Source organism: Bradyrhizobium sp. sBnM-33 (assembly GCF_032917945.1).
GTDB lineage: Bacteria > Pseudomonadota > Alphaproteobacteria > Rhizobiales > Xanthobacteraceae > Bradyrhizobium.
In genome coordinates, this window is the sequence record NZ_CP136624.1 from 6108887 (window position 1) to 6126800 (window position 17914).

The 17914-nt window shown below is 63.1% G+C and carries 17 protein-coding genes; 6 read left to right on the forward strand and 11 right to left on the reverse strand.

Translation table 11 applies throughout. The features are described 5' to 3' along the window. Positions 1-10: 10 nt before the first annotated feature. From RX328_RS28825 to RX328_RS28855, 7 genes are all read right to left on the reverse strand, one after another. The gene (locus tag RX328_RS28825) at positions 11-928 is read right to left on the reverse strand and encodes an SDR family NAD(P)-dependent oxidoreductase (RefSeq protein WP_213249838.1); all 918 of its coding nucleotides are present in this window, start codon (positions 926-928) and stop codon (positions 11-13) included. Between the two features lie 293 nt (positions 929-1221). Continuing rightward, positions 1222-1701, reverse strand: a complete 480-nt coding sequence (locus RX328_RS28830) for a MaoC family dehydratase (RefSeq protein ID WP_213249837.1) — start codon at positions 1699-1701, stop codon at positions 1222-1224. A 3-nt stretch (positions 1702-1704) separates the two neighbouring features. Continuing rightward, positions 1705-3435 (reverse strand): AMP-binding protein, encoded by a 1731-nt coding sequence (locus RX328_RS28835; RefSeq protein WP_213249836.1) that lies wholly within the window; start codon positions 3433-3435, stop codon positions 1705-1707. 144 nt (positions 3436-3579) lie between these two features. Next, on the reverse strand, positions 3580-4467 hold the full coding sequence (gene mmsB, locus RX328_RS28840; RefSeq protein ID WP_213249835.1) for a 3-hydroxyisobutyrate dehydrogenase: 888 nt from the start codon (positions 4465-4467) through the stop codon (positions 3580-3582). A gap of 33 nt (positions 4468-4500) precedes the next feature. Continuing rightward, complete coding sequence (locus RX328_RS28845; protein ID WP_213249834.1) at positions 4501-5574, reverse strand: enoyl-CoA hydratase/isomerase family protein; 1074 nt, start codon at positions 5572-5574, stop codon at positions 4501-4503. Beyond that, the gene (locus tag RX328_RS28850) at positions 5571-6716 is read right to left on the reverse strand and encodes an isobutyryl-CoA dehydrogenase (protein WP_213249832.1); all 1146 of its coding nucleotides are present in this window, start codon (positions 6714-6716) and stop codon (positions 5571-5573) included. The genes RX328_RS28845 and RX328_RS28850 overlap by 4 nt, the downstream gene beginning before the upstream one ends. A gap of 22 nt (positions 6717-6738) precedes the next feature. Then, positions 6739-8235 (reverse strand): CoA-acylating methylmalonate-semialdehyde dehydrogenase, encoded by a 1497-nt coding sequence (locus tag RX328_RS28855; RefSeq protein ID WP_213249830.1) that lies wholly within the window; start codon positions 8233-8235, stop codon positions 6739-6741. A 103-nt stretch (positions 8236-8338) separates the two neighbouring features. Here RX328_RS28855 and RX328_RS28860 point away from each other — a divergent pair, with 103 nt between their 5' ends. Continuing rightward, positions 8339-9253 (forward strand): LysR family transcriptional regulator, encoded by a 915-nt coding sequence (locus RX328_RS28860; RefSeq protein ID WP_213249828.1) that lies wholly within the window; start codon positions 8339-8341, stop codon positions 9251-9253. Positions 9254-9396: 143 nt separating this feature from the next. Here RX328_RS28860 and RX328_RS28865 read toward each other — a convergent pair whose 3' ends face one another. Both RX328_RS28865 and RX328_RS28870 read right to left on the reverse strand, forming a co-directional pair. After that, positions 9397-10014, reverse strand: coding sequence for a TetR/AcrR family transcriptional regulator (locus tag RX328_RS28865; RefSeq protein ID WP_213249826.1), 618 nt, complete (start codon positions 10012-10014; stop codon positions 9397-9399). A gap of 61 nt (positions 10015-10075) precedes the next feature. Continuing rightward, on the reverse strand, positions 10076-10612 hold the full coding sequence (locus RX328_RS28870; protein ID WP_213249824.1) for a PaaI family thioesterase: 537 nt from the start codon (positions 10610-10612) through the stop codon (positions 10076-10078). A gap of 135 nt (positions 10613-10747) precedes the next feature. On the opposite strand from RX328_RS28870, the gene RX328_RS28875 reads away from it, so the two are divergent. From RX328_RS28875 to RX328_RS28890, 4 genes are all read left to right on the forward strand, one after another. Then, positions 10748-11518: an enoyl-CoA hydratase gene (locus tag RX328_RS28875; RefSeq protein WP_213249822.1), complete on the forward strand. Its 771-nt coding sequence runs from the start codon at positions 10748-10750 to the stop codon at positions 11516-11518. 12 nt (positions 11519-11530) lie between these two features. Then, on the forward strand, positions 11531-13222 hold the full coding sequence (locus tag RX328_RS28880) for an FAD-dependent monooxygenase (protein ID WP_213249820.1): 1692 nt from the start codon (positions 11531-11533) through the stop codon (positions 13220-13222). Further along, positions 13219-13404 (forward strand): hypothetical protein, encoded by a 186-nt coding sequence (locus RX328_RS28885; RefSeq protein ID WP_213249818.1) that lies wholly within the window; start codon positions 13219-13221, stop codon positions 13402-13404. The genes RX328_RS28880 and RX328_RS28885 overlap by 4 nt, the downstream gene beginning before the upstream one ends. A 270-nt stretch (positions 13405-13674) precedes the next feature. After that, on the forward strand, positions 13675-14955 hold the full coding sequence (locus tag RX328_RS28890) for an MFS transporter (protein WP_213249816.1): 1281 nt from the start codon (positions 13675-13677) through the stop codon (positions 14953-14955). Between the two features lie 116 nt (positions 14956-15071). On the opposite strand, the gene RX328_RS28895 is transcribed toward RX328_RS28890, so the two are convergent. Beyond that, positions 15072-16631: an acyl-CoA carboxylase subunit beta gene (locus RX328_RS28895; RefSeq protein WP_213249814.1), complete on the reverse strand. Its 1560-nt coding sequence runs from the start codon at positions 16629-16631 to the stop codon at positions 15072-15074. After that, on the reverse strand, positions 16561-17538 hold the full coding sequence (locus tag RX328_RS28900) for an IclR family transcriptional regulator (protein ID WP_213249812.1): 978 nt from the start codon (positions 17536-17538) through the stop codon (positions 16561-16563). The genes RX328_RS28895 and RX328_RS28900 overlap by 71 nt, the downstream gene beginning before the upstream one ends. Positions 17539-17672: 134 nt before the next feature. Between RX328_RS28900 and RX328_RS28905 the strand changes: the two genes are divergently transcribed. Beyond that, positions 17673-17894: an acetyl-CoA carboxylase biotin carboxyl carrier protein subunit gene (locus RX328_RS28905; protein WP_213249810.1), complete on the forward strand. Its 222-nt coding sequence runs from the start codon at positions 17673-17675 to the stop codon at positions 17892-17894. The last annotated feature ends 20 nt before the right edge of the window (positions 17895-17914 follow it).

Here is a 17914-nt window from a genome sequence, read left to right on the forward strand (position 1 = left end):
TGCCTTAAAGCTACAGCTTGATGCCCGCCCGTGCCGCGGCCTGGGCGACATACTTCTGCGTCTGCTCGAAGGCGCCCTGCAGCGCCTTGGCTTTCGAGACATCGTCGATCTCGGCGAAATGTGCCGCGATCGCATCCGGCGTCCAGTCGGACTGCGGCAGGTTAATGCCTTCGGTTTCGATGATCTTGATCACCGCGAAGGAGCCCGCGCCCGCGCCCATGATGGTGCGGGTCGGGGCGTCTTCGCTCAGCAAGAATTCCACCGCCGGCGTGATCGCCTCGGGCTTCATCAGCGCCAGCGCCTGCGGTGGCAGCAGTTCCTCCGTCATGCGGGTCGCTGCAGTTGGTGAGATCGTGTTGACGTGGATGTTGTTCTTGCGGCCTTCCTCGGCCAGCACGTTCATCAGGCCCACCAAGCCGGCTTTGGCCGCGCCGTAATTGGCCTGGCCGAAATTGCCGAACAGGCCCGACGACGAGGTGGTCAGCACGATGCGGCCGTAATTGCGCTCCCGCATGCCGGTCCACACCGCCTTGCAGCAGTAAAATGTACCAACGAGATGGACATCGAGCACCTTGGCAAAGTCGGCGACATCCATTTTGGCAAACGACTTGTCGCGCAAAATGCCGGCATTGGCGCAGAGCAGATCGACACTGCCCCACTCCTTCGTGGCCCGCTCGACCATCGCCGTGACTTGTCCGAACTTGGAGACATCGGCGCCGTCGGCCATCGCGGTGCCGCCCGCTTTGCGGATTTCCTCGACTACGGATTCGGCCGGCGTCAGCGAACCGCCGGTGCCGTCCCGCGCACCACCGAAGTCGTTGACCACCACCTTGGCGCCGCGGCTCGCCAGCCCCAGCGCATGCGCCCGTCCCAGACCATTGCCCGCGCCCGTGACGATTGCGACGCGTCCGTCAAACCTGATTGCCATATTTGGAATTCCTGTTTTTCTTCCCTTCTCCCCTTGTGGGAGAAGGTGGCATAGGCGGCCTATGGCCGCTGTTTCTTAGTGCAACGCCGACGCGTAGCGTCGGCTACGGCGCCGGATGAGGGGTCTGTCTCCGCGGAGAGAACCCCTCACCGGGCTTCGCTTCGCGAAGCCACCCTCTCCCACAAGGGGAGAGGGTACGAAAGAGATTGATCATTTTTGATCAGCGATGGATGGCCGGGTCAACTGGTTTGAAGACACGCTTCGCGCTTTAGCCCGGCCATGACGGGCAAAACCTAGCTGAAATAGATCAGCCCGATCCAGTCGGCGACCAGCGCCGGCTTGTCCTCGCCCTCGATCTCGACGGTGACGTTGGTGCGCGACTGCAGCTCTTTCGGCTTGCGCAGCTTGGCTTCAACAAGCGTGAAGCGGCCGCGGACCTGCGAACCGGCGCGCACCGGCGAGAGGAAACGCAGCTTGTCGAAGCCGTAATTGACGCCCATCGACGTGCCCTCGATGACCGGCATCACCTCATAGGACATGATGCTCAGCAGCGACATCGTCAGAAAGCCGTGCGCGATGGTATTTCCGAACGCGGTTTCCCTCTTGGCGCGTTCAGGATCGACATGGATGAACTGATGGTCCTCGATCACGTCGGCATAGAGGTTGATCCGGTTCTGGTCGATCAAGTGCCACGACGACACCCCGATCTCCTTGCCCACCATGGCCTGATAGGCCGATAGCGAGACCGGCGGCTTCTTCCAGACTTCATTCATTCGTTAGCTCTCCAGCCCGGCGGTCCGCACCTTCTGCAACTCCGGGAATTCTTCTTCGCGGAACTCGGCGCCGCGCAGCGCGTCACTGCGGTTATTATCATGCTCCAGCCGGCGCAACTGCACGCGGCGGATTTTTCCCGAAATCGTCTTCGGCAGCTCCGTCACCAGCTCAATCTTGCGGATGCGCTTGAACGGCGCCAGCCGCGTGTGCAGGTGTTTGAAGATCGACAGCGCCGTCTCCGGCGAGCGCTCCACGCCTGAGACCAGCAGCACATAGGCCTTGGGGATCGCGAGCCGGATCGGATCGGGACTTGGGACGACGGCAGCTTCGGCTACCCACTCATGTTCGAGCAAAACGCTTTCCAGCTCGAACGGGCTGATGCGGTAGTCCGACGATTTGAAGACGTCGTCGGAGCGGCCGACAAAGGTGAGATAGCCCTTGTCGTCGGCAAACACCACGTCGCCTGAGCGGTAGAGATCGCCATCCGCGCCGCTCAATTTACCATCCTCGCCCTGATAGCCCTGCATCAGGCCTGCGGGGCGGTCGGCTCCGAGCACGAGTGTCACCTCGCCCTCCTTGGTGAGGTGGCCGTCATTGTCGGTGATCCGCACCAGGTATCCCGGCAATGGACGGCCCATCGAGCCGACTTTGACCTTCTGGCCCGGCGAGTTTCCGGCCAGCGCCGCGGTCTCGGTCTGGCCGTAGCCGTCGCGGATGGTGAGGCCCCACGCCGCCTTCACCTGATCGATCACTTCGGGATTGAGCGGCTCGCCCGCGCCGCAGACCTCGCGCAGGCTGACCTTGAAATCCGCGAGCTTCTCCTGAATGAATAGCCGCCATACCGTCGGCGGTGCGCACAGCGTGGTGACGCCGCAGCGGCCGACGGTCGCGAGCAAGGCTTTTGCGTCAAAACGCGGCTGGTTGACCACGAACACGGTGGCCCCCGCATTCCACGGCGCGAAGAAGCAGCTCCAGGCGTGCTTGGCCCAGCCCGGCGAAGAGATGTTCAGATGGATATCACCCGGCTGCAGGCCGAGCCAGAACATCGTCGAGAGGTGGCCGACCGGATAGCTGCGCTGACTGTGCCGCACCAGCTTTGGTTTCGCCGTGGTGCCCGAGGTGAAATAGAGCAGCATTGGGTCGTTGGCGTTGGTCGGGCCATCAGGCGTAAAGTCGTCCGAGGCGCTGGCAGCCTGTTCAAAGGGCAGCCAGCCATCGTGCTTCGATGCCGCGCCGACCACAATGCGCACCAGTCCCTCGCCGCCAAGGCCTGCAAACTTTGCGACTTGATCCTGCGAGGCGACCACCGCCCGCGCCCTGCCCCGGTCGAGCCGATCGCGCAACTCGTCCGGCGTAAGCAGCGTGGTCGCGGGAATCACGACGACGCCGAGCTTCATCGCCGCCAGCATGGTCTCCCACAGCGGCACGACATTGCCGAGCAGCAGCAACAGATGATCGCCGCGCTTCAGGCCCTGCGTCCGCAGGAAGTTCGCCACCTGATTGGAGCGACGCGACAATGTCGCGAACGTGAGTTTTGTCTCCTTGTCGCCGGGATCGACGATCCAGAGCGCCGGGCGATCCCGGCTGTCAGGATTGCGCGCGAGCTCCGTGTCGAACCAGTCCAGCGCCCAGTTGAATGGAACCGGATCGGGCCAGCGAAACCCCTTCACGGCCGCATCGTAATCGGTGCGGTGCTTGAGCAGAAAGGCGCGCGCTTCCTGGAAGGTCGTCATGCTCTTCTCTCTGATGCCTCCACACTCACGACCGTCATCCTGAGGAGCCGCGCCTGCGCGGCGTCTCGAAGGATGGGCCACGCACACCGCCTTTATCATCCTTCGAGGCTCGCTGTCGCTCGCACCTCAGGATGACGCAATAAATCATTTCGCAGCAAGGCTCCTAACGTGCTGGATAATCCCGGAAAAATCCACCCCGCCATGGCCGGCGGCATCAAAAGCCTTGTAGATTTCCTGCGCATGCTTGCCGAGCGGCGTTGCGGCGCCGGTGGCATTGGCCGCGTCCTGTGCCAGCGTGAGGTCCTTTACCATCAAGGCCGATGCAAAGCCGGGCTTGTAACCGTTGTTCGCCGGCGAGGTCGGCACCGGACCCGGAACGGGGCAATAGGACGTCAGCGCCCAGCACTGCCCCGATGAGGTCGAGGCGACGTCGAACAGTGCCTGATGCGAGAGGCCCAGCTTCTCCGCTAGCGCAAAGGCCTCACCCACTGCAATCATGGATACCGCGAGTATCATGTTGTTGCAGATCTTGGCGGCCTGCCCTGCACCGGCGGCACCGCAATGCACGATCTTCTTGCCCATGTTCTCCAGCACGGGTTTCGCCGCCGCAAAAGCCTTTTCCTCGCCGCCGCACATGAAGGTCAGCGTCGCACCCTTGGCGCCGCCGGTTCCGCCCGACACCGGCGCGTCAACCGAGAGCATGCCGTGCTTCGCAGCCAGCGCATGCGCCTGCTTGGCGCTTTCGACGTCGATGGTCGAGCAATCGATGATCAGTGTGTCCTTGGTCATGGCAGGGACGACCTCGTTCCAGACCGACAGCACATGCTTACCCGCCGGCAGCATGGTGATGACGACATCGGCGCCCTTGACGGAAGCGACCGAACTCTCCGCGATATCAGCGCCGTCTGCCTTGGCCTGATCGCGCGATGCGGCAACCAGATCGAACGCGGTGACCTTGTGGCCGGCCTTGACCAGATTAGCCGCCATCGGCCCGCCCATATTGCCGAGGCCAATAAATGCGATACTTGCCATCTCGAATCCTCCGCTAAGACTTTTCTGTTCTGATCAGGGAAATTTCAGCTCATTGGCGCCGATCTCGGCGAAGTAAGGCGCGACCAGTTCCGGCGTCACGTCCTCGATGCGCGGCGGCGACCATTTTGGGCTACGGTCCTTGTCGATTACGGCGGCGCGCACGCCCTCACGGAAATCGTCGCTGGCAAACACTTCCAGTGCGGCGCGATATTCCCGCACCAGGCATTCCTCCAGCGAGCGCGCGCTACGCGCCAGCCTTAGCAGCTTGAGCGTCACCACCATGCCGCGCGGCGACTTTTCGTTCAGCGTCTTTAGCGTCGCCTGCGCGAAATCAGAATCATCGCGCTGCAGCGCCGCGATGATGTCTTCCATGCGATCGTGAGAGAATAGCGTGTCGATCTTCGCCTGCTGCGCGGCGACCGGCCCGGCCGTCTCTCCGGTCGAAAAGCCCTCGATCAGTTTCCTGACGTCAGCCGATGTCGTGCCCGGCGCTACCTTCGTCAACGCCTCACGCAAGGCCGGCAGTTTTGCCGACGGCACCACCGTATCGGCAAACTTTGCATGAATGGCATCCGGACCGTTCATGGTCTGCCCGGTCAAGCCAAAATAGGTGCCGATCTCGCCCGGCGAATGCGACAACAACCAGGTGCCGCCGACGTCGGGGAAGAAGCCAAGGCCGACTTCCGGCATCGCGAGTTTCGTCCTCTCGGTGACGACGCGATGGCTGGAGTGCGCTGACAGTCCGACGCCGCCACCCATGACGATGCCGTCCATGAAAGCGACATACGGCTTCGGAAATTTCTTGATGCGGGCGTTGAGGATGTATTCGTCGCGCCATAGAATCTTGCCGAGATCGCCCTTGACCTTGGAGCTTTCCCATAGCGCGCGGATGTCGCCGCCGGCGCAGAGGCCGCGCTCGCCGGCGCCTTCAAGTACGATCACGGCAACATCGGGATCGGCCTCAAAGACATCAAGCGCCTTGTCGACGTCGTGAAACATCTCCAGCGTCACGGCATTGATTGCCTTCGGCCGGTTCAGACGGAGGATGCCGGCCGAACCTTCCTTGCGCGCGATCAGGTCGCCGTCTGCAATGGCAGTATCCGTCATCGCGCGCCCTCGATCAGGTTGCGCGACACGATCAGCCGCATGATTTCGTTGGTGCCTTCCAAGATCTGGTGCACGCGCAGGTCGCGGACGATTTTTTCAATGCCGTATTCGCTCAAGTAGCCGTAGCCGCCGTGAAGCTGTAGCGCCTGGTTGGCGACCTCGAAGCCGACATCGGTCCCGAACCGTTTGGCCATCGCGCACAGCATGGTGGCATCCGCATCCTTGCGGTCGAGCGCCGCCGCCGCGCGCCACACGAACGTCCGCGCCGCCTCCAGCTCGGTCGCCATGTCGGCGAGGCGAAACTGCAGCGCCTGGAATTCATCGAGGCGCTTGCCGAAGGCTTTTCGCTCCTTCATGTAGGCCAGCGATTTATCAAGCGCGCTCTGCGCGCCGCCGAGCGAGCACGCCGCGATGTTGAGGCGGCCGCCGTCGAGCCCGGCCATCGCGATCTTGAAGCCGATGCCCTCCTCGCCCAGCCGGTTCTCGACCGGCACGCGCGCGTTCTCAAACATCACTGCGCGGGTCGGCTGCGCGTTCCAGCCCATCTTGCGCTCGTTGGCGCCGAAGGAAACGCCCGGCGTATCGGCCGGGATCACCAGCGTCGAGATGCCGCCGGGCCCCTCGCCGCCGGTCCGCACCATCACGACATAGAGGTCGCCGCCGCCGGCGCCGGAGATGAACTGTTTCTGGCCGTTGAGCACATAATGATCGCCCTCGCGCACCGCGCGGGTGCGCAGCGCTGCGGCGTCCGAGCCGGAGCCCGGTTCCGTCAGGCAATAACTCGCCAGCTGCTCCATGGTGCAGAGCTTTGGCAGCCATTTTTGCCGCTGGGTATCGTTGCCATAGGCATCGATCATCCAGGACGCCATGTTATGGATCGAGATGAAGGCCGACACCGTCGGACAGCCGGTCGCCAGCGCCTCGAAGATCAGGGCGGCGTCGAAGCGGGTCATGGCAGAGCCGCCGACGTCGTCCTTGATGTAAATGCCGCCGATGCCGAGGCTCGCGGCCTCGCGCATCACATCGACTGGAAAATGCTTCTCCTCGTCCCAGCGGAGCGCATGCGGCGCGATCTTCTCGGCGGCGAATTCGCGCGCCATGTCGCGAACCGCCACCTGATCCTCGTTGAGAGCGAACTGCATCCCGCGCCTCGACTGTGACGCGTTACTTCATCAGCGGGATCGAGAACTCCGCGCCTTCCTTGACACCGGACGGCCAGCGCGAGGTCACCGTCTTGGTCTTGGTATAGAAGCGGACCGAGTCCGGACCGTGCTGGTTGAGATCGCCGAAGCCCGACTTCTTCCAACCGCCGAAGGTGTAGTACGCGATCGGCACCGGGATCGGCACGTTGATGCCGACCATGCCGACATTGACCTTGGCGGCAAAGTCGCGCGCGGCGTCGCCGTCGCGGGTGAAGATTGCGACACCATTGCCGTAGTCATGCTCCGACGGCAGCGCCAGCGCTTCCTTGTAGTCGTGGGCGCGCACCACCGAGAGCACGGGGCCGAAGATTTCTTCCTTGTAGATCCGCATGTCCTTGGTGACGTTGTCGAACAGCGAACCGCCGAGATAAAAGCCCTTCTCGTAGCCCTGCATCTTGAAGCCGCGGCCGTCGACAGCGAGCGTGGCGCCTTCCTTGATACCGATATCGATGTAGTTCTTCACCTTCTCGACAGCTTCGCGCGTCACCAGCGGGCCGTAATCGGCGGACGGATCGACCGAGGTGCCGATCTTGAGCGACTCCACGCGCGGGATCAGCTTTTCCATTAGCCGGTCGGCGGTGGTTTTGCCGACGGGGACCGCGACCGACACCGCCATGCAGCGCTCGCCGCCCGAGCCGTAGCCAGCGCCGATCAAGGCATCGACGGTTTGGTCCATATCGGCGTCGGGCATCACGATGGCGTGGTTCTTGGCGCCGCCAAAACACTGGCAGCGCTTGCCGGTCTGGGCCGCGCGCTCATAGATGTATTGTGCGATCGGCGTCGAGCCGACGAAGCCGATCGCCTTGATATCGGGATCGTCAAGGATGGCATCGACGGCTTCCTTGTCGCCGTTGACGACGTTGAGGATGCCGGGCGGCAGCCCTGCTTCCATCATCAGCTCGGCCAGCCGCATCGGCACGCCGGGATCGCGCTCCGAAGGCTTCAGGATAAAGGCGTTGCCGCAGGCGATCGCGGGCGCGAATTTCCACATCGGGATCATCGCCGGGAAATTGAACGGCGTGATGCCGGCGACGACTCCAAGCGGCTGCCGCAGCGAGTAAATGTCGATGCCGGGACCGGCGCCCTCGGTGTATTCGCCCTTCAGCAGATGCGGAATACCGCAGGCGAATTCCACGACTTCGAGGCCGCGCTGGATGTCGCCCTTGGCGTCGGGAACGGTCTTGCCGTGCTCCCGTGCCAGCAATTCAGCGAGCTTGTCATAGTCGCGCTGCACCAGTTCGAGGAACTTCATCATCACCCGCGCGCGGCGCTGCGGATTGGTGTTGGCCCATTCGGGCTGGGCGAGCGCAGCGTTTTCGACGGCCGCGCGGACTTCCGCTCTTGATGCCAGGGCCACCTTGGCCTGGACGTCGCCGGTCATCGGCTCGAACACGTCGGCCGTCCGGCCAGACGTTCCCTTGACCTCTTTGCCGCCGATAAAGTGTCCGATTGAGCGCATGAATGATCTCCCTAAGGTCCCGTCTGGGATCGCTTTCGAGCCCCTTTTTGACCTGCATTTCTTGGGATACAAGTCCGATATATTGCACCATAGATGTGCGGAAATGCTGGATCAAGGCACCAAGACGATCGACTGGGATGACTTCCGTTTCGTGCTGGCGATCGTGCGCGGCGGATCGGTTTCCGCTGCCGCCAAGCAGCTATCGGTCGATCATGCCACCGTGATCCGCCGTGTCGACCGGCTGGAACGGCATCTCTCCGCAAAACTGTTCAACCGCCGCAAGACCGGCTACCTCCTGACCGAAGCCGGCCAGCGCGTGGCCGACAGCGCGGAGGCGATGGAATCCACCATCGTCGCCAACCAGGAGGCGGTCGGCGGCTCGCGCGCCCAGCTCACCGGAACGGTCCGGATCGGCGCCCCCGACGGGTTCGGCAGCCATTTCCTGGCCGCGCGGCTTCTGAAATTCACCGAGCGGTATCCCGATCTCGACCTGCAGCTCGTCGCCACCGCACGGCTGTTCAGCCTGTCGAAGCGCGAGGCCGACATTGCGATCAGCCTCTCCATGCCCAAGGAGGGCCGGATCGTCGGGCGCAAGCTGCTCGACTACAGTCTCGGGCTCTATGCCGCGCCGGCCTATCTCGACCGGGCCCCCAAAATCGTATCGCGCGGCGACCTGCCGGGACATCGCTTCGTCGGCTATATCGAGGAACTGCTGTTCACGCCGGAACTGGACTACCTGCCGCAGGTCTCGCCAAAAATCTCGGCCAAATTCCGCAGCGCCAACCTGATCGCGCAGCTCAACGCCACCATCGCCGGTTTCGGCATCGCCGTGCTCCCGCATTTCATGGCGAAGGCGCATCCCGAATTGAGCGCGGTGCTGCCCGACGAGGTCAGGATCTCGCGCACGTTCTGGATGCTGATGCACGCCGACAGCAAGGATCTGGCGCGGATCAGGGCGGTGGCCGATTACATCAGCGAGACGGTGGAGAGCGAGCGGGCGCTGTTTGGCGGGCGGTAAGCTCTCACCGCGTCATTGCGAGCCAACGGGTCGCGCGAATGCGCGCCCGATGACAGGCTCCGCGAAGCAATCCATGGCGCCGCAAGCCGGGGCATGGATTGCTTCGTCGCTGCGCTCCTCGCAATGACGCAGTTAGACCAGAATCAATTCACCTTTGCCCGTGCTTTCTTCACGGCCGGCTTCGTCTCGGCGCGGGTCAGCGCCGCCTCGCGGCCGGCGACGAGAATTTCGTCGGACAATTCGCCGCTGCCGGCAACGCGAGACATCACCAGGGTGCCCATCATCGTCGCCAGCGTACCCATCGCCTGCCTGCGCGCCGCTTTGCGCGGCACGTCCGGAATTTGATCGGCCATCACGTCGATCAACTGCTCCAGCTTGGCGGCAAAGGCCTTGCGCGTCTTTGCACTTTCCCGGGCGATCTCGGCACCTAAGGTGGGAACGGCGCAACCACGGCCGGGATCGTCGCGATGCACTGGCGAGACGTAGGAGTCGATGATCGTCGACAGCCGCTTTTCCGGCGGGGTATCAGCGGCGATTTGTCGCCAGTGCTCGACCGAGCGGTCCATCGCATAGGCAAAGGCCTCGATGACGAGCGCCTCACGGGAATCGAAATGGGCGTAGAAGCCGCCATGAGTCAGGCCGGCCTCCTTCATCAGGTCGGCGACGCCGATGCCATGGGCGCCCTTTTCGCGCAGCCGCACCGAGGCCTTCTTCACGATCCGCGCGTGGGTCTCCTGCTTGTGCTCTTTCGAATAACGCATCAACGCACCCATTAAATGTCCCTGGTCATATAATAGCAGTTGTGTGCAGGAAAAGCTGCATCTAATTCGCCTTTTCAACGCCGATCATCGTGAACGTTGCGGTCGCGTGCACTGCAAGATTTCCCACACGGTCGCGGACGAAGCCTTCGGCATAGCTGGTCTGGCGGCCGAGCTTTATCACTTTGCCTTCCGCCGAAATCGCGCCAGAGCGCACCGACAACGGCCGCAGATAGGTCAGCTTGAGGTCCAGCGTGACCGAACTCTGCCCCACCGGCTGCATGGTGGTGATGGCACAACCCATGGCGGTATCCAGGAGCGCCGCGGCGGTCGCGCCATGGAGCAAGCCCATGGTATTTTCGAGGCTTTCATCCGGATCGAGTTCCATCACGATCCGGCCGGGCTCCGCGATGCGCATCTCGAAACCGATCAGCCGCGCCATCGGCGGTGGTGGCAGGATGCCGTCGCGGATCGCGCACATGGTCTCCAGTCCGGACATCCCGGCAGCGGCCTTCGCCACAGGTCCCGGCGCCTGCCAATCCACCACCCGATGCCTGCGCGTATCGAACGAAAAAAGATCGACAGTCTCGGTCATAGTCATGGCGGCTCCTTTAGATGACGATCATAATTCTATATCGGTGCGCGCGGTCGCGCAATGCCCCTCGCCCGCCCTTGACAAGCCGGCGCAATGTCCCGGAAGTGACGTCACCGACCAGAACAAGCCCGGAAAAACAAAATGGAAATGCTCAATCGCCATTGCGGCATCGACCGCGACGACAGAGGCGTCGTTCGCCTCGCGATCTGCAATGCGGGCCCTTTTAACATCCTCTCCTCCCTCGTCACCGACGGCGTGCGCGAAGGGTTCGAGAAGATGGCGGGCGACAAAAGCATTCGCGCGGTCATCCTCGCCGGCCAGAGCGAGAAGAGCATGATCGGCGGCGCCGATATCAAGGAGATGGCCAAGCTCGACCAGAAATCCGCGGAAGCCTTCATCACGCGCTTACGTGACCTATGCGAGGCCGTGCGCCAGTTTCCGGCGCCGGTGATCGCGCGGCTTCCCGGCTGGTGCCTCGGTGGCGGACTGGAAGTCGCCGCTGCCTGCGATTTCCGGGTTGCCGCCCATGACGCCAAGTTCGGCATGCCGGAGGTGCGTGTCGGCATTCCCTCGGTGATCCACGCAGCCCTGCTGCCGCGGCTGATCGGCTGGGGCCGCGCCCGCTGGCTTGTCATGACGGCGGAGAACATCGACGCGCCCACAGCGCTTGCCTGGGGCCTGGTCGATGTAGTTGCCAAGGAAGGCGGTCTTGATGCCGCGGTCGAGCACACGGTGAAGGCGCTGCTCGAATGCGGGCCCGAGGCGCTGCGTTCGCAGAAAGAACTGCTGCGGCAATGGGAGGAACTGCCGTTGACCGAATCCGTCAACCTAAGTGTCGGCGTATTCGGACAATCGTTTCTGACCGGCGAGCCGCAGCGGATGATGCAGGGATTTCTCGACCGCAAGAAATAGACGGAGGGACGCATGAGGCCTGCCGGCAAGGGACCGCTGGAGTCGCTCTATTTCGACTATCCCCGCTTTGCGGCACGGCGCGTCCCCGAGCTTGACGGCGACGCGAAGCGGCATCCGGTGCTGATCGTTGGCGCCGGCCCGATCGGCACCACGGCCGCGCTGGTGCTGGCGCGCTATGGCATCAGAAGCGTGCTGATCGACCGCAAGGACACGTTCAATGACGGCAGCCGCGCCATCTGCATTGCGCGGCCGAGCATGCATATTCTGGAGCGGATCGGCGCGGTCGCGCCCTTCGTGGAAAAGGCGCTCGGCTGGCGCTTCGGCCGCAGCTACTACCGCGGCGAACAGATTTTCCGGCTGGAGATGCCGCAGCCGCCGGGCGAAAAATATCTGCCGATGTACAATCTGCAGCAGCAGTATATCGAGAAATTCCTGCACGATGCGGTTACAGCCTGTGACCTCGTCGACATGCGCTGGCAGAGCGAATTGTCGGCCATCGAATCTAACAATGATGGCGTCTCGGTCCGGATTTCATCGCCGAAGGGCGATTATCGGCTCGATGCCGACTATGTGCTGGCCGCCGACGGGGCGCGCTCGCCTGTCAGGTCGATGCTTGGCTTGCGGCTGAAGGGCGACAATTACGAAGGCCGCTATGTGATCGCGGATATTCGGATGGACCACGATTTTCCGACCGAACGCCGGGCGTTTTTCGAACCAAGCGGCAATCCCGGCGGCACGGTGCTGATCCACAAGCAGCCGGACGATATCTGGCGCGTGGATTACCAGCTTCGTGAAGGCGAGAACGAGGAAGAGGCTTTAAAGGAAGAAAATCTCCGCGCCCGCGTCGGTGCGATCCTTGCGGAGATCGGCCACACCAAACCATGGGATCTGGAATGGTGGAGCGTCTACTCTGCCAACACGCTGTGCCTTGACGATTACCGGCACGGCCGCGTCTTCTTCATCGGCGATGCCGCGCATATCGTGCCGATCTTCGGCGTGCGCGGGCTAAACAATGGCCTGGCGGATGCCGAGAACATCGGCTGGAAGCTGGCGCTCGTGCTCCATGGCGAGGCCGACGAGCGGCTGCTCGACAGCTATTCGCCGGAGCGGCGCGGCGCCACGCTCGACGTGTTCGCCAACGCCACCAAGAGCACCCGCTTCATGACGCCGCCGACGCGCGGCTGGCGGCTGGCGCGCGAGGCGGCCTTGTCTCTCAGCTTGAAGCACGAATTTCCCCGCGGGCTCGCCAATCCGCGCCAGATGCAGCCCTACACCTATTCGGAAAGCCCGCTGACGCCCTATGCCGGACGCGACGCCGAATTCGCCGGCGGCCCTCGTTGCGGCAGCGCTGCGCCGAACGCGAGACTGGCCGACGGAAGCTACCTTTTGGATCGCGCCGGCAACGGCATGACGGCGATCCTGTTCTGCGAGAGGCACCCCACCGCCGAACAGGCGGCGATGCTTGCCGAGCTTGGCCGGATCGACAGGCGCTTCGTTGCCGTGCTGGTTACGTTGCGCGGCTCGGCCTCTGAAACGAAGGCCATTGCGGATCAGGACGGCGAAATCGCCCGCCTGTTCGCCGCCGCGCCCGGCACGCTCTATCTCCTCCGGCCCGACCTGCACATTGCCGGGAGATGGATGGCCGCCATTCCCGACGAGATCCTGAAAACCGCAAAGATTTGCCTGGGGAGCGAGACGCCATGAGCGCAATGCCCTTCGAGGACTTCGAGACCGCCTATGAGACGCTGGCAATGGCGATTGATACGGCCGGCCCCGAACGCGAAGCGCTGTTCCTGACCCGGCTGGCGCTTGTGCTCGGCCACGAACTCGGCGACATCGCGGCTTTCAGGAAGGCGATCGAGACCGCCCTCGATGGCCTGGAATAGCGAAGGTTCGCGGCAATCCCCGTCTCAAGGGTGCCGATCGATCAATTTCTCTCATGCGACCGGCGAGATTTTTCATGGGGATGATCGGTTGCGATTTTCGTTACCTATAATATTATACACATAATTCAATGATCGAATTGACGTTCACACGGATGGATCCTGGCACCCCGCGTGGTGTCCTGAAATGAGGGAAGTACGACATTTAAGTCAAACGATCATCACGTCAAAATACTGAAAGCAAATCTTCCCACTGCAATCTTCCGAGGCCGAATGATCTCGAACTGGCTTTCCGCCGCCCTCACCCGCCGCAACATCCATTACGGCTGGGCGATGGTCGCCGTAACCTTCCTCACCGCCCTGATTGCCGCCGGTACGGTCGGCGCACCCGGCGTTTTCATCGTGCCGTTGCAGAAGGAATTCGGCTGGACGACAGCGGAGATTTCATCGGCACTGTCGATCCGCTTTATCCTGTTCGGGTTGATGGCGCCATTCGCCGCGGCGCTGCTGAACCGCTACGGGCTGCGGAACGTGACGCTGGCGGCGCAGCTCATCGTCGTATCCGGACTCATCGCGTCACTGGCGATGACGCAGGTCTGGCACCTGATGCTGCTATGGGGCGTGGTGATCGGACTCGGCACCGGCATGACGGCGCTGGTGCTGGGCGCCACCATCGCTGCGCGCTGGTTCGTGGCGCGGCGCGGCCTGGTCGTCGGCATCTTGACCGCGAGCGTCGCCACCGGACAGCTCGCCTTCCTGCCGCTACTGGCGAGCCTGACCGAATCTTACGGCTGGCGGATCGCGCTAACGCTGGTGTGCGTCATGATGGGCATTGCGGCCTTCGCCGTGCTGATGATCATGCGTGACCGGCCGAGCGACGTGGGCCTGCGGCCGTTCGGCGATGAAGGCACGGAGCCGCTGCCTGCGCCGCCGCCGAACAACACGCCGATCATGGCGGCCGCGCTCGGCACCCTGCGCGATGCCTCGAAGTCGGGCGTGTTCTGGATCCTGTTCGCCACCTTCTTTATCTGCGGCGCCTCTACCAATGGCCTGGTCCAGGTCCACCTGATTCCGATGTGCCTCGATTTCGGCATTCCACAGGTGCAGGCGGCGAGCCTGCTGGCGGCGATGGGCATTTTCGACTTCGTCGGCACCATCGCCTCCGGCTGGCTGTCGGACCGCTACGATAATCGCTGGCTGCTGTTCTGGTATTACGGGCTGCGCGGCCTGTCGCTGTTGTTTCTGCCCTTCTCCGATTTCACCCTCTACGGCCTGTCGCTGTTTGCGATGTTCTACGGACTCGACTGGATCGCAACCGTGCCGCCGACGGTGCGTCTCACCACCCAGCGCTTCGGCCCCGAACGCGCCAACTTGGTGTTCGGCTGGATCTTTGCCGGCCATCAGTTGGGTGCGGGAGTCGCGGCGTTCGGCGCTGGCCTATCGCGGACGGTGCTGCAGAGTTACCTGCCGGCTTTCTTCGTCGCTGGAGCGCTCTGTGTGGTGGCGGCGCTGATTGTGCTGGCGATCTCGCGGCCGAAGGCGGTGGCGGCATAACGCGATCTGTCATTGCCGGGCGATGCGAAGCATCGAACTACGGTGCGCAATTGCGCACCTGAGAATCTCGAGATTCCGGGTCTGGTGCTAACGCACCATCCCGGAAATGACATCCCCTACGGCCGCGTCGACATACTCGTCGGCGGACCCACACTGCGGATCGGCTCTGCGAGCCGCGCGAACTCGCACAGCAGCGAGCGCGTCTTGCGCGGGTCGATCACCTCTTCGACCCAGAATTTCTCGGCGGAGCGGAACGGCGAGCGCAGTTTGTTGAGTCGGTCTTCGATCTCCTTCAGCTTCGCCGCCGGATCCTCGGCTGCATCGATGTCGGCGCGATAGGCGGCCTCGATGCCGCCTTCGAGCGGCAGCGAGCCCCAATAGGCCGACGGCCAGGCATAGCGCATCGAATAGCGGTTGGCCGGCTGGTGCACGACTCCAGCGACGCCGAACGCGTTGCGCACGATGATGGTGCACCAGGGCACCGTCGACTGGTTGACCGCCGCCATCGCCCGCACGCCATGGCGGATGGTCGCCGACTTCTCGGCCTCGAGCCCGATCATGAAGCCGGGGCAATCCATCAGATAGACGACCGGCAGATGGAAGGTCTCGGCGAAGTCGACCCAGCGCACCACTTTCTGGCACGCCTCCGCCGTCCACGACCCGCCATAGTGGAAGGGATCGCTGGCGAGCAGCAGCACCGCGCGGCCTTCGAGGCGCGCAAGCCCGGTGATGATGGGGCGCCCGAAATTGGAATTCACTTCGAAGAACGAGCCCTTGTCGACGACGGCGTCAATGATCAGGCGCATCTTGTAGACCTGGCGGCGATTGCGCGGCACCGCCTTCAACAGCGATTCTTCCGCGCGCTCCGGATCGTCGGTGCAGGGCATGGTCGGCGGCAGATCGTACACCGATGAGGGCAGATAGGACAGAAAACGCCTGGCGCGCTCGAACGCCTCCTCCTCCGTGTCGACGGCGTCATCGACGCCGCCGGCGCGGGTCTGGATCTCGGCGCCGCCAAGCTCCTGCTTCGTCAGATCCTGGCCGAGCCGTTTTACGACTGGCGGGCCTGCGACGAACATCGCGGAATTTCGGGTCATGACGGAATAATGGCTGGCGGCGAGTCGCGCAGCGCCGAGGCCTGCAACCGAACCGAGCCCGAGCGCGACCACGGGCACGCGCGCCATGTTCGCGGTCGTGAACCAATACCAGCGCGTGCCGCCGACGCCGCCGGGCAGATTCGCAGCGCCGCGCGTCTCGATCGTCTTTACCGAGCCGCCGCCGCCCGAGCCTTCGATGACCCGAATGATCGGCAGGCGAAAATCGTGTGCCATCTCCTCCGCCATCAGCGGCTTGGCCGAGATCGAGGCGTCGGCCGAGCCGCCGCGCACGGTGAAATCGTCGCCGACGACAACCACGGTGCGGCCATCGATCCTGCCGCGGCCAAACACGCAGTTGGCCGGCGTCAGATGCTTCAGCTCGCTGTTTTCGTCGTATTCGGCGATGCCGGAAATCGCGCCGATCTCGTGGAAGGAATTCTTGTCGATCAGTTTGTCGATGCGCTCACGAACTGTGAGCCGGCCCTGGTCATGCTGGCGCTTGACCTTGTCAACGCCTCCCATCTCGCGCGCGAACGCTTCGCGCCGAGCGAGCTCGTCGAGCTCCGGCTTCCAATTCATTCGTATCCTCCGTCTTGATGATCTTATTGTTGTTATGGGCCGGCACCGGAAGCGGCTTTCTTTCGATCCGGTTGGCGAAGATGTCGCCCTCGGCGCCTTCGAGCAGGCCGCCGATCGCAACACCGAGTTCGAGCATCTGCGGCGCCACTTCCTGGTGCAACCGCTTCTCGTCAAACATGGCAGCGAGAAGGCCGATCGTCACGACGACGAAGGTTTGATATTGCGGCGACCACACCGGCACCGCGCACCCGTTGATATGCGGGCTCCAGGTGCCGCAGCCCACGACATAGCCGTGTTCGCGCAGATGGCGGCGATTCTCTTCTATGCGCGACTTCAACAGTCCCGCATTTTCCGGGATCTCGCGCTCCATTTCGGCGATCAGGGCGTCGCCGACGTCGGTGTCGAGCGCTGCGGTGTAGGCAAAGCCGGCCGCGGTGCTCGTCATCGAGATGCGGCTGCCGGTGCCTTCGTGCAGGCCGAGCGCGTTCGCCGCGCGCGCGAATTCTAGATAGACGAGGTGATAGCGATCGGGAATCACGAAGCCGACGGTGCCCGGCAATTGATCGGCGACGTCCTGCAGACGCAGCCTGATCAGATTGCGAAGCTGCAGCCCCTTCATCATCGAGGTGCTCATCGCCACCGCGCTTGGACCGATGCGGTATTTCTGGTCGCGCGGCAGATAAACGAGCTGGCCCATCCGCGTCAGCGTGTGGGTGAGCCGCGATACCGTCGACCGCGGCAGACCACAGCGACTGGAAATTTCCAGATTGCCTAGTCGCGCTTCATGACCCTCGAAGCAGCGCAAGACGTCGAACGCCCGCGATACCACCTGAATCACGTCGCCCTCGCCTGCCAGATCGCTGGCGAGCATTCCCTGTTTGCTTAGCCGTTCCGAGCGTCTTCCCATGTGTTATGGCTCCATTCCGCCCTGCGGAATAAAATTCCACTTGCAGAACAAACTACCTCAGGCAATCTGCCGCCACAACAAAAAGCCGTTCACGAGGACAGTCAGTCCGTCAGACGGTCCCCGGGAGAACGGAAATGCCAGAGATCAAAATTGTCACCGAAGTCGCCGGACGCGTGTGCGCGCTTCCCGTAGCAACCGGTGGCAATGTCGGCGACGGTGACGAGATCGCTTTCGTCGAAGCCATGAAGATGGAAATTCCGGTCACGTCGACGACGGCAGGAACGATCAAGGCCATCCTGGTCAAACTCGACGACGTGATCGCCGAAGGACAGGTTGTCGTGATCATCGAAGCTTAACCGGATCATGGCATAAGCCT